The following is an 11,886-nucleotide window of genomic DNA, read 5'->3' as shown; positions in this document are numbered from 1 at the left end:
GTCCGTACGACGTCCGTCCGTACGGCGTCCCGCCGTGCGACGCGTGCGCGCGGCGCGACGCCACGGGGGCAGACCATCCGGACCGGAGCGGCCCGGCCGCCCATGGAGGGGAACACGATGGCGAAGCGGTTATCGGGAAACGACCGGGGGCAGACCTCGATCGAGTACCTGGGCATCATCGCCGTGGTCGTGGCGATCGTGCTCGTCCTGTCGACCACGGACTTCGGCAGTCAGATCGCGACGGCCATCTCCAACAAGATCACCGAGGTCGTGGGCATCTGACCCGGGCGGCGTCCCGCCGCCGGCAGCGGGACGCCGGGCAGGCGTTCCCCGTGTACATCGTGGCCGTGGCCGGCCTGCTCTTCCTCGCCTTCGCGTTCTTCGCGGTCGGGCAGGCCGCCGCGACCCGCAACTCCGCGCAGACCGCGGCGGACGCGGCCGCGCTGGCGGCCGGGCAGAAGTACCGGGACGAGCTGGCCGCCAAGCTCCTCGACGCGATCCGTACGGGCGCGCCCTGGGAGGACCTCCTCGGCGGCCGCGGCGTGCCCGGCGACGCGGCGTGCGCGAATGCCCAAAGGTTCGCGGGCCGCAACGACGCCGACGCGACGTGCACCCCGGACTCGTACCCGACGTCATTCGCGGTCCAGGCCGACACCCGTAAGACCGTGGGCCATTCGGTGATCCCCGGAACCGAGAACACGCACGCTTCGGCGCGCGCCAGGGCAGTGGTCGAGCCGCGCTGCGTCGCGGGACCGGAGCCGACACCGGCTCCGGGACAGGGAGACGGCTCCGACAGGGGCCAGGGTGACGGCGGTGACTCGCCCGCCGGTGAACCACCCGCGGACGACCCGCCCGCCGGTCCCCCTGCCGTGAACCTCGACTGTGAGGACGGCAAGGAGTGGTCCGTCGACCCCGCCGACCCCCGTGACCTGCCCGAAGCCGCCGACCTGTTCTCCGTACGCCTTGCCGAATGACCAGCCGACGACGAGCAGAGGGAATCGCATCCATGGATACTGGGCGCCCTTCGAAGGCCACCAGGAGAGTGGCCGCCGTGGCGATCGCCGCCGGCCTCGCTCTCGTCGCGAGCGGCTGCGGCGGTGACGACGGCGGCGGCAGCGGCGCGGACGGCAAGCCGCCGACGCGGGCCGCCGTCCCCAAGGACTCCGGGCGCGGCACCCCGGCCGCCGACTCCAAACAGGCCATCGGCGAGGTGAAGGGGCCCGACGGGGTGCTCGTCACGCTGCACTCCGCCGTACGGGACACCGGCGGCTTCGTCACGGTCAGCGGTACGGTCACCAACAACGGCACCAAGATCTTCAACGCCATCAACTGGCGCTCCAACGAGACCGGCATGCGTTCCCGCTCCTCCGTCTCCGGCGCCACCCTGGTCGACAAGGCCGGCAAGAAGCGCTACCTGGTCCTGCGGGACACCGAGGGCGAATGCCTGTGCACCACCGGGCTGAGCGGCCTGAAACCCGGCGAGAGCCGGCCCGTCTTCGCGCAGTTCCCGGCCCCGCCGGTGAAGGTGACCGAGGTCGACTTCCAGCTGCCGACCATGCCGCCCGCCACCGTCTCGATCTCGGACTGACCCATGGCCACCACGCCCGGGACCAGGACCCGCACGGCACGGGCCGCCGTCACCGCGGCCGCCGCCCTCCTGCTCACCCTCACCCCGGCCCCGCCGGCCGCGCACGCCGACGACCCGCCGGGCGTGGCCGAGGACACCACCGCGCCGGTGAAGATCGACCCGAAGGACCCCGACCTCCGCATGGTCCAGGGCGCGACCCTCGCCCCCGCCAAGGTGCTCAACATCAAGTCCATCGTCGAGACCGACGACGGCGCCGAGCGGCGGCAGGACACCAACGCCAACGTGACCTTCGCCCTCCAGGCCGAGGTCCTCTTCGGCAAGGACAGCGCCGAACTGTCCCCCGACGCGCTCTCCCGCATCACCACCATCGCCGCCGAGATCAAAAAACAGCACGCCGCCAACCTGCGCGTCTTCGGCTTCACCGACAACCTGGGCACGGCCGCACACGGCCTGGTGCTGTCCAAGGACCGCGCCAACGCCGTCCAGCGCGAGCTGGCCAAAGGCCTCGGCTCGACGGTCACGTTCCAGATCCGGGGCTACGGCGAGCAGTACCCGATCGCCGACAACGCCACCGAGGACGGCCGCAAGAAGAACCGGCGCGTCGAGGTGAGCTTTCCGCGTACGGGGTCATAGGGGCCTGTTGATCCTGTGGCGTCAGATGCTCCCAGCGCCTCCGCGATCTCGCGTATGGCCAGGTCGACGACATTGCCGGGGGTAACCCGGAGGCGTGAGGAACTTCAGGGCCGACGCTGTCGTGAACCACGTCGTCGACGTTGCGGTCCCCGTCGCGTTCTAACGGGTGCAGTGCTCAATCGCGCTCATACCAGCTGACACCGTGGCCTTGACGCCACCCGGTGCCGTGCGCATGGGGCGTCACCGGCAACCAACCCTGCAGGGGGAGCCGTGACCACGGTGACGCGGAGTTGCGCGGTGCCGAGCTGCCGAGCCAGGCCTGGGGCACTTCTCCGGTTGCGGGCCGGCATTGGCGATGCCGCTGTCCTAACGAAAACCGCCCTGCGCTGAGCCCCGTTCAGCCGTCCGGGAACTCCGCGGTCCTCACCGGTACGGCGCGGGAGCCCGAGGCGATGTGAGAGGTGCGCCGAGGCACCGGCCGAAGACGTCGGTGGAGAGGTCCGGCAGCACGTCGTGGCATGCGCCCTCGATCGCGGCGTCGTAGGAGGGACCCGCGAGGATGCGATCCACCTCGTGAAGGAGGATGTGGTCCGGGTACGCCTGGCTGGTTTCCTCCTGGAAACACATGCAGTCCGCTGAGGCCGTGGCGAAGCACCGACCGAGGGGGCCCGGAAGCGGAACGGAAGAGAGGGCCGAGCGGATGCGACATCTCCTGCGGTCGCCGAGCAGAACGATGGATCCTGGCCCCCAGATGCGGAACTGAGGGCGAGCGCCCTGAGAACGCAGTGGCGCTCGTTGCTCAGTTGTCGCTCGTACAACAAACGTCTCTTCTAATGACTTCCACCTCGGGCGCCTCGTCCAACGGAGGCCGACGGCCGAGGTCTGGGGTGAATTCCGGTCAGTTCCTGAGTGTTCGTGCATTCCGCTTGTTCCAGCCGTTACACCACGTTCAGCAGGTCCGCCACCTGCTTGCGGTACACCTGCGACAACGGGCCCGCACGCCAGGCCATGATGTTCGCGTCGCTTCCGTGGGACGCCTCGTGTGGTCTGGTCTGTTCGGCGGCCGGGTCGGGAGCGGCGCCGCGAGGCCGACGCTGGCTGTGTCGTTGCCGAAGTAGGTCGTCGGCCTCCGGAGGAGGCCGGTCAGTGCCCGAAGATGCCGTAGCCTCGGGTCGTCCTTCTTGTACCTGAGCAATTGCCAGTTGTAGCTCCGAGAGGCCGGCACGCCGGTGCATCGGACCGCCGAAGCCACGTCTTCGTTGCTGTACTCGTGGGCGAGGTTCGTCCCGGCGCTCGCGAAAAGCCGGTTCAACTTTGTGGAGTGCCTGCGGTCCGCGTCCTTTGGCAGGGCTTCTCTCCCCAGCCTCGGCTCGGGCTTCCGCTTCCCCGCACGTGAAACGGCGTTTGGCCAACTCTGTCGAACTGGTTGAAGACGGTCAGGGATGAGGGCTACCGTACGGCTCGCCATCGTTTCGACCGAGATGAGAAGTGAATATTCCCGAGGGATCGATGTGGGCCGACGCTGTGTCAGGAAATCGCTCGATTGCTTGACTGTGCCTCGCATTCCGACCACGTCGGGATTCCTCGCCTGATGTCTCAGCCGCCTGTGTCGGCTCGGCGTACGAGCCAGAAAACAACCTGAACCGGAATGGGGATCACCGGAATGATAGCTGCGTCAGGACCGGCCGGCGCCCGTCTTCAGGGGAGTGGGGCAACGTTACCGCTCTATGTTCAGATCAGGATGAGGCTCAGAATGGACATCGCATCCGGTCGTTACGCGCAGGGGGAATTGCTTCCTGCGGCGAGCCAACTGAGCAAGGAGTACGGAGCGAATAGGAATACGATACTCCGCGCCCTGCGAATGTTGCGTAGCGAGGGAATCATCGACTTCGGGCGCGGACGCGGTGCCATGGTGCTCTGTCCCCCCTGCCCCATGAGTATCGACGACATCTCCGCGCAGCTTCAACGAGTGGTCAACCTCGCGGACGCCTCCGGGATTTCGCGGGCCGCCGTCATCTCGTCCATCGAACGGATGCCGCGTGTCAGGGCGCGACACGGGCGGCCCCACCGTGGGCCGCTCACTGTGAGGCAAGCCCGGCTCCCTGCGTGAGACACGCTGAGCGCCGCACGAGTTCGCAGAGCGGTACAGCGGCAAGACGAGCGCCGATCGGCATGGTGCCACTGAAGCTCCTGCGGAGAGTGAGCAAGAGCCTAGAAGGACCAGGCTGATCGGGCCCCCGAGAGATGCCGGTCCGAGCACTCCTACTCGCTGGTGGGGCCCCCTTCCGGGTGCCGCGGATCGACCCGCTTACCGCGGCGACGCACCGTGATGGGCCCGGTAAAGCCTTGATCGAATAACGAGCATTGGTAACGATTTTCTGCGGCGGTTCGCAACACTGTCGCCCTCCCGGGAAGACCGGTGAGAGAACGGGGAGAACGTATGGCCAGAAAGTTCCACGAGGCTCCGGTGCCGTTCATGTCCGGGGCCTTCCGCAAGGACACCTGGTTGTCGAACCTTGGTCCGTACGAGCCCCGGGGCCACCTGCCCCTGGGGAGGTAGCCCGGTGACAGGCCACGGCGTGGGGTGGTTCGCACGTTCCCGGACTGTGAGGCCACCCTCTTACCGGCTTCTCGCGCCATGCGGCAGGCGCCGGGTAACTCTGTTCGTCGAGGACCCGTTCTGCCGTCGGCTGCCCACCAGTCACCCTGCGCATCCCGGCGCGGACAGGAGCGTTGCAGCACCGTGAGCGACACCGAAATGCCTCTACCCGGGGCCGCGCGCGCGGCAAGCGAACCGCATTGGAAACCGTCTCTGGGCAGGGTCGGCCGGCTCACCCCACGCGAACGAGAGACCTTTCTGCTGCTGGCCGAGGGCCTGTCCAACGAATTGATGGCTCAGCGACTGCACGTCACCGAGAGAACCGTACGTGCTCACGTTGCCGCCGTCATGAACAAGCTGGAACTCGATTCCCGGCTGGCCGTCTGTCTGGCGTCCTACGTCTTCGGTGCGGAGACGCCTGCCAGTGCGCACCTTGGAACGCATCAGGCATCCCGTCCCTCACGCAGAGAAGACTGGCGTCACGGCCAATAGCAACGCCTAATGCGGCTCGGCAGAATTTGTTTCGCGCCGGGAAAGGTCCGGCGCCTTCGGCGAAACTTTGCCGAGGAATGCATCTGAAGGGAACTGACATGTCGGACGCTTTTGACCTGGACGCCAAGATCTCCACCCACACCGCCGGCCCCGGCGGCGATCAGGCGCCCGTGCCGTCCATTTCGGCGATCGCCACCCGTACGGTCTGCACCAAGGTCGCCTGCCAGGTCACCAAGACCTGCGCCTGCACCGGAATGTGCACGATCTTCTGCGTGGCCGGCAAGTAATCACACGCTGAATATCTGACGGGGTGCTGCCGTGCTGCAGACACGGCAGCACCCCGTTGTCGTAGAGCGCGAGAAGCACGCCGAACAGACAGGACTGACCATGCAACACGCCTATCACGGTACCGGCACCTGGGTCCGCGCGGCAGAGGCCGGACTTGCGGATCGGGTGCTCACGGCCGTCCGGAACATCGTCGAACGGACCGTGACCACCTCGCAGGTGAACGATCTCGCGCTGCGCGCCGCCGAACAGAGCGAGATTGCGGGCGGCTGGTACCCGCCCAGTCTCGCCCAGGGCCAGGCCGGTCTGGCACTGCTCCACCTGTACGCCGCACGGGCCGGGGTGGGCGGCTTCGAGGCGGCTGCAGGCCACATACGCGAGGCGGTCCTGTCGACACAGGTGGAACCCCTGGAAGGTCACGGGCTGTTCGCCGGCACCAGCGGACTCGCCCTCGCGCTCACGGACGTCAGCCGCGACGAACCCCGCTTCCGCCCCAGCCTGGACCGGCTGCACGAGCAGCTCGCCGACCAGGTCCTCGCCGCTCCGCCGCGGTCGGCCGAGCGGGCTGTCAGTGACCTGGACTACGACCTTGTCACCGGGGCGGCGGGGACCCTTGTGCACCTCAGTTCCATCCCCGAGCCCGGTGAGCGGGTCACCGAGGCTGCCGCGGCGCTCGTCGACTACCTGATCTGGCTCGCCCAGCCGGCCGAGACCAGTAACACGCCGCACCGCTGGCTCATTACTCCAGAGTACTACCCGCCAGTTGGCGACTACCACGCCAAGTACCCGCACGGTTACCTCAACTTGGGGCTGTCGCACGGGATGCCGGGCGTAGCGGCCGCGCTCGCCTCCGCCTGGGAGGCGGGACACCGCCGCCCAGGCCATTCGGAGGCCATCGCAACTCTCGTACACTGGATCCGCGACCAAGCCGGCTTCGACGCACACGGTCCGGTCTGGGGTGACGGTACTCCCGTCGACGCGCACGGCCGGGAGGAGCGGGCCGGGTGCGGACATGACCGGATCGCCTGGTGCTACGGCACCGCAGGTGTGGCAGGTGCTCTCCTGACCGTCGCGTCGGCCACCGCTGACGAGGAACTGCACACCACCGCAGTCAGAGCCTTCGACGGCGTACTGGCCCGTGCCGTGCATATCCGGCCACTGTCGCCCACGCTGTGTCACGGTCTCGCGGGCCTGGTTCTGCTTGCCCTGGACTTCGCCCCCTGGAGCGACTACGCCCGCCACCGGCTCCCGGAATTGGTCGGGCAGTTGCTCGACCACCATGACCCGGGGCGTCCGCTCGGTTTCGCCGATGTGGAGGTACCCGGCAAGCATGTCGACGACCCGGGGCTCCTCACTGGCGCCGCCGGCATCGCCCTCACCCTGCTCGCGGCCATCGGCGACGAGCGTCCCCAATGGTTCCGCGCCTTCCTCGCCCGGTGATGCCCATGCCTCTGTACGAGCCCGCCGGGTTCTTCCTCCTACGCACTCCGGTCCTGCCGGCCCGTACCTACCTCGACGTCACCGCGGATCCTGCCCGGACCCCGCAGGCACTGCTCGAACTCGCCCGGCGCCCCGATGTCGCACGCGCTTTGCTCATCGCGAGTGAAGACCTGGCCGACGGCCTGGACCGTCTAAACCGTCTGAGCGACAAGCGCACCCGGCGGTTGTACTCACGGCTGCTCCGCTACGTGACGCGTATGGCGACAAGGCCAACGCCGTTCGGGGCGTTCTCGGGTGTGGCGATGGGGGAGTTCGGCACCGAGACCCTGGCCCGCCTCGGCCGGCCCGAGGGGCACCGGGTCAGGGTGCGTGCCGATATGGGCTGGCTGCTCGCCCTCATCGAGCACCTGGAGAAGGACCCCGCCGTACTGCGTCAACTCCACCTCGTTCTTAACCCGATGGCTCACCTCGCCGGCGACCGCTACGTGCTACCGCAAGCCGACAAGTACGGTCGGCACGACGAACGCACCGTGCGGATCCGAGCCACGCCCGCCGTGGACCTGGTCATGCGTACTGCGGCCATGCCGGTCCCGTACGAGCGGCTCACCGCCGAACTCTCAGCTGCCTTCCCCGACGTGGCACCCGAGCGCGTTGAGGGCCTCGTGCGGCAGATGTGGGACCTCGGCTTCCTCACTGGTGACCTGCGGCCCCCGCAAACCGCGGAGCGGCCCGAACTCCACCTCTTGAAAAAACTCACCGGCATCCCGGCCGCCGCCGGCACCGCCGAACGCCTGCGGGCGGTGGCCGACCTCGCTGACCGCTCGCACAGCCCCGAATCGCTGTGCCGCCTGGAGGCCGCCCAGCGTGAGCTGGTCAAGGACTACAAAGGCCGGACATACCAGGCCGACACCGCCGTCGACCTGCGCGACCCGGTGCTGAGCGATGCGATCGCCCATGCCACCGCCGAAGCGGTGAGCGTCCTCATGCGGCTCAGCTCGGCCCACGGATCGCGCAACCACCTCACCCGGTATCGCGAGGAGTTCAGCGAGCGTTACGGCGCTGGGACGCGCGTACCAGTGCTCAGCCTGCTCAGTCCCGACACCGGGTTGGACGCCCCGCCCACGTACACCAACCCGCCCCGCAGTTTCGGGTTGCAGGCCACACCCCCCGACGACACCGGACACCTGGAGGGACTGCTCGTCGAGTTCGCCCAGCAAGCGTGGTGGGACCGAGCCACCGAGGTCGAGCTGACCGATGCTTGGCTGGGCCGGCTCGCTCCGGCCGGACGCGCGCTGGATCCTCCGCCCGTCATGGAGGCTTACCTGCAGATTCACGCCGCCGACCGGCAGGCCGTCGATCGGGGGGAATGGCGCGCCGTCATGCGTTCCGACAGCCTCACCTTCGGTGGGCGCACCTTCGGGCGTTTCAGCGACTTGCTCGGCGAGTCCGCCGTGGACCGGCTGCGTGACTACGCCCGGGGCGAGGAGTCACTCTTCCCGGACGTCGCATACGCCGAGCTGGCTTTCTTGCCGCCTTACGGCCGGGCGGCAAACGTCACACTGCGGCCGGCCATTCGGCCGTACGAGATACCCGTCAACACGACGCCATCGGTGGGGCCGGATCGGGTCATCCCACTGGAGGACGTTCTTGTCGGCGTCTCCAACGAACGCTTCTACTTGTGGTCGCGAAGTCTCGACCAGGAGATCGTCGTTGCCCAACACCACATGCTCAGCCCCGATCTCGCGCCGAATGTGGCGCGTTTCCTCATCGAGGTGTCGCAGGACGGCTGCGTCCACCCGACCGGATTTCACTGGGGCCCGGCGGAGGCGGCTCCGTACCTGCCCCGGGTGGTCCGCGGAAAGGTGGTGCTACGACCGGCGCAGTGGCGGCTTGTGGCAGGCACTGCCGACGATCTCGACGGCTGGCGCGAACGGTGGGGCGTGCCCCGCCATGTCTACCTCGTCGAATCCGACCAGCGGCTGCTGCTCGACCTTGACCTGCCCGTCTGCCGCGACGAACTGCGGCAGGAACTGCACAAGCGACGCACGCTCGTCCTCCACGAGATGTTGCCGTCCTTCGACGGAATGTGGCTCCAGGACGCCGACGGTGAGCGCTACGCGGCCGAAGTCGTCGTGCCGGTCGTGACCAGCGACGCCATGCGGTCCACTCGGCGCCCCGTGCCACGCCGTCGGCGGGAGGTGTCCATCGAACGTCACCTGCCGGGCGGCGAGTGGTCCTTCCTCAAAATATATGCGGCCCCCGAGCGGCAGGACGAGATAGTCGCCGGACCATTGCGGGACTTCGTCACCGAACTGCGCGACCAGGGCGCGCTGGACCGGTGGTTCTACATCCGCTACGCCGACCCGTTTCCGCACCTGCGGCTCCGTGTGCGCGGCACGGACGCGGAGCAGACCCTCATCCGCATTGTGGCCTGGGGCCGGGAGCTGGTCCGGCAGGGTATGGCCCGGGACATGGAGATCGCCGGCTATGCACCGGAGGTCGCCCGGTACGGCGGTCCGGAGAGCTATGACGCGGTCGAGCAGCTGTTCCAGGCGAACAGTGAGGTCACCGCGCTGCTGCTGTCCCGTCGGCTGGATGTTAGGCCCGAGTTCCTCGCAGTGGCCGCTCTGGACACCTTGTACGCGCAATGGGGCGTCGAGCCGGCTCAGCGCCCCGGCCACGCAGGTAAGGACGACGACCATGTGCGCGAGACCCGGATGCTGTTTCGTGACCACCGCGCCTACTTGTGTGAACTCCTCAGCTCGTGGCCGCGTGCCCCGCACGAGGAGGGCAAGGCTCACCGGGAGCTGCTCGCCGGTGCCTTCGCGGCCCAGGCGCCAGCCGTGGCACGGGCGGCCGAAGCTGTGCGAGAGGCGGCCCGTGGTGGCACCCTCGTGGGATCGGAAGACCAGATTCTCGCAAGTCTGGCGCACATGCACGTCAATCGGCTGCTGCCGATCGATCTGGATCGAGAGGCCCGCGCCCACGCTCTGTGGGCTCAGGTGCTGCACGCGATCCGTGGCCGCATGGCCGCGACCATCAAGGAGGAGCGATGATCTGGCTACGCGTCACCGGGCTGTTCTGGCGACTCAGCCCGCTGCGGGTGTCCGGTTTCGCGGTCGTGTCCGTGCTCGTCGCCCTCGTGCCGGCTGCCCAGATCGCGCTCGTGGCCGCGGCCGTGCAGGGCGTGGCTGACGCCGTCGCCGGTGACGCGGGCGCCGGGCGGTCCGCCCTGCTTGCGGGCGGTGCTCTGATGGCGGTCGGCTTCGCGAACCACTTGCTGGGGACGTGCCAGCAGTACCTTGACTCGTTGCTGCGGCTGGAGCTGACCGCGCGCGTAGGCGAGTGGGTGATGCGCAAGGGCACCATGCTGGACCTCCAGCAGTACGAAGACGCCGAGGTTTACGACAACATGCAGCGCGCCTTCCAGGAGAGCAACGGAGGACGCGTCTATCAGGTGTTCACCCAACTGCTCGAAGTCGCCAGGGAACTGGTCACGCTGGCGACGGTCAGCGCCGTGCTGTTCTCGTGGAATCCGTGGATCGCGCTGGTGATCCTGATGTCCCCCGTACCGTCGGTGATCTCCTACATGTTTTTCAGTCACAAGGCGTACGAGATCGAGTACGACCGGGCGGCCGATCGGCGCCGTCTGTACTACTACCAGCATCTGGCGACCACCGACCATTCGTACAAAGAGATCCGACTCTTCCAGCTCGGCCCGCATCTCCTCGACCTGTACACCCGCCTCGTCCGCACCTTCTTCGACGTCGACCGAGGGCTCGCACGCCGTCAGTCCCTGCTCGGTGGCGCCCTTGGCCTCGTCAGTGTCGCCGCTTCGTCCGGTGCCGTGCTGTGGGCGGTGCACAGCACGACGCACCTGGGCCAGGTCGGGCAACTCGCCGGATACCTCCAGGCGGTCGGCTCTGTGCAGGTGTCCGCGCACGGCATCCTGCTCGGCATCGCGGCCCTCTACAAGGACAGTCTCTTCCTCGGAAACCTCTTCGACTTCTTCGCATTGCCGGAACGCCAGCTCAAGGGAGGGACCCGGCCCTTCCCAGACAAGATCAACAAGGGCATCGAGTTCCGCGATGTGCGTTTCGTCTACCCGGGCACCGACCGCGTCGTCCTGGACGGCGTCAGCTTCACCATCCCAGCGGGCCGGTGCGTCGCCCTTGTGGGGCAGAACGGCGCGGGAAAGACCACGCTCGTCAAACTGCTCACCCGGCTGTATGCGCCGACCAGCGGCCACATACTCATCGATGACGTACCTATCGAGGAATACGACATCGACGACCTGCAACGTCATATGGGCGTCATTTTCCAGGACTTCATACGGTACGAGTTGCCGGTACGTGACAACATCGGCTTCGGCTGTGTCGACGCCCGCCACGACACCGCACGCGTGGCAGAGGCCGCGGAGGCCGGCGGCGCCGCCAAAATCGTCGAAGCGCTGCCACGGACATATGACACCATGCTCGGCCGTCACTTCGAGGCCGGTCACCAGCTTTCCGGCGGCCAGTGGCAGAAGATCGCTCTCAGCAGGGCTTTCATGAGGCGGGCGCCCGTCGTCGTCCTCGACGAGCCGACGGCCGCCATTGACGCGGAGGCGGAAGCGGAGATCTTCACCCGCCTCCGGGACATCGCCCGCGGAGCAACGTCCCTGGTCATCGCTCACCGCTTTTCCACGATCCGCATCGCGGACCAGATCGTGGTCGTGGAGAACGGCAAGGTGGTCGAGCAGGGAGTGCACGACAAGCTCGTGCACGCCGATGGTGTCTATGCCCGTCTCTTCCATCTCCAGGCTTCGGGCTATCTGACCGAAGCTGCGTCCCACTAGAGGTCGAGATAT

General features: G+C 67.8%; 10 protein-coding genes. All 10 read left to right on the top strand.

Annotated features, from left to right (window positions below; genetic code table 11):
• Nucleotides 1-117 precede the first annotated feature (117 nt).
• Entirely contained in the window at nucleotides 118-282 is a 165-nt protein-coding gene (locus ACZ53K_RS01270) for a hypothetical protein (RefSeq protein WP_468830797.1), read from the top strand.
• Complete coding sequence (locus ACZ53K_RS01265) at nucleotides 279-974, top strand: pilus assembly protein TadG-related protein (RefSeq protein WP_468830794.1); 696 nt, start codon at nucleotides 279-281, stop codon at nucleotides 972-974. Before ACZ53K_RS01270 ends, ACZ53K_RS01265 begins: the two co-directional genes overlap by 4 nt.
• Before the next feature lie 32 nt (nucleotides 975-1,006).
• Nucleotides 1,007-1,588 carry a hypothetical protein gene (locus tag ACZ53K_RS01260; protein ID WP_468830404.1) on the top strand — a complete coding sequence of 194 codons (582 nt, stop codon included), beginning with the start codon at nucleotides 1,007-1,009 and terminating at the stop codon, nucleotides 1,586-1,588.
• Nucleotides 1,589-1,591: 3 nt separating this feature from the next.
• A complete protein-coding gene (locus ACZ53K_RS01255; protein WP_468830402.1) occupies nucleotides 1,592-2,221 on the top strand; it encodes an OmpA family protein in 630 nt (209 codons plus the stop codon).
• 1,648 nt (nucleotides 2,222-3,869) lie between these two features.
• Nucleotides 3,870-4,331, top strand: coding sequence for a GntR family transcriptional regulator (locus ACZ53K_RS01250; protein ID WP_468830401.1), 462 nt, complete (start codon nucleotides 3,870-3,872; stop codon nucleotides 4,329-4,331).
• 633 nt (nucleotides 4,332-4,964) lie between these two features.
• Entirely contained in the window at nucleotides 4,965-5,312 is a 348-nt protein-coding gene (locus tag ACZ53K_RS01245) for a response regulator transcription factor (RefSeq protein WP_468830399.1), read from the top strand.
• 98 nt (nucleotides 5,313-5,410) lie between these two features.
• On the top strand, nucleotides 5,411-5,599 hold the full coding sequence (locus ACZ53K_RS01240) for an FDLD family class I lanthipeptide (protein WP_468830397.1): 189 nt from the start codon (nucleotides 5,411-5,413) through the stop codon (nucleotides 5,597-5,599).
• A 31-nt stretch (nucleotides 5,600-5,630) separates the two neighbouring features.
• Nucleotides 5,631-7,037, top strand: a complete 1,407-nt coding sequence (locus ACZ53K_RS01235; RefSeq protein WP_468830395.1) for a lanthionine synthetase C family protein — start codon at nucleotides 5,631-5,633, stop codon at nucleotides 7,035-7,037.
• A gap of 5 nt (nucleotides 7,038-7,042) precedes the next feature.
• Nucleotides 7,043-10,093, top strand: a complete 3,051-nt coding sequence (locus ACZ53K_RS01230; protein WP_468830393.1) for a lantibiotic dehydratase — start codon at nucleotides 7,043-7,045, stop codon at nucleotides 10,091-10,093.
• The gene (locus ACZ53K_RS01225; RefSeq protein ID WP_468830391.1) at nucleotides 10,090-11,874 is read left to right on the top strand and encodes an ABC transporter ATP-binding protein; all 1,785 of its coding nucleotides are present in this window, start codon (nucleotides 10,090-10,092) and stop codon (nucleotides 11,872-11,874) included. The genes ACZ53K_RS01230 and ACZ53K_RS01225 overlap by 4 nt, the downstream gene beginning before the upstream one ends.
• Nucleotides 11,875-11,886 lie beyond the last annotated feature (12 nt).

The sequence above is a fragment of the Streptomyces sp. NPDC033221 genome (genome assembly GCF_055577005.1).
This window is presented reverse-complemented; position numbering and strand designations above follow the sequence as displayed.

Coding starts and splice junctions, on each gene's coding strand:
- ACZ53K_RS01230 (WP_468830393.1), top strand. CDS start 7,043: ATGCCTCTGTACGAGCCCGCCGGGTTCTTCCTCCTACGCACTCCGGTC.
- ACZ53K_RS01270 (WP_468830797.1), top strand. CDS start 118: ATGGCGAAGCGGTTATCGGGAAACGACCGGGGGCAGACCTCGATCGAG.
- ACZ53K_RS01225 (WP_468830391.1), top strand. CDS start 10,090: ATGATCTGGCTACGCGTCACCGGGCTGTTCTGGCGACTCAGCCCGCTG.
- ACZ53K_RS01260 (WP_468830404.1), top strand. CDS start 1,007: ATGGATACTGGGCGCCCTTCGAAGGCCACCAGGAGAGTGGCCGCCGTG.
- ACZ53K_RS01250 (WP_468830401.1), top strand. CDS start 3,870: ATGGGGATCACCGGAATGATAGCTGCGTCAGGACCGGCCGGCGCCCGT.
- ACZ53K_RS01255 (WP_468830402.1), top strand. CDS start 1,592: ATGGCCACCACGCCCGGGACCAGGACCCGCACGGCACGGGCCGCCGTC.
- ACZ53K_RS01240 (WP_468830397.1), top strand. CDS start 5,411: ATGTCGGACGCTTTTGACCTGGACGCCAAGATCTCCACCCACACCGCC.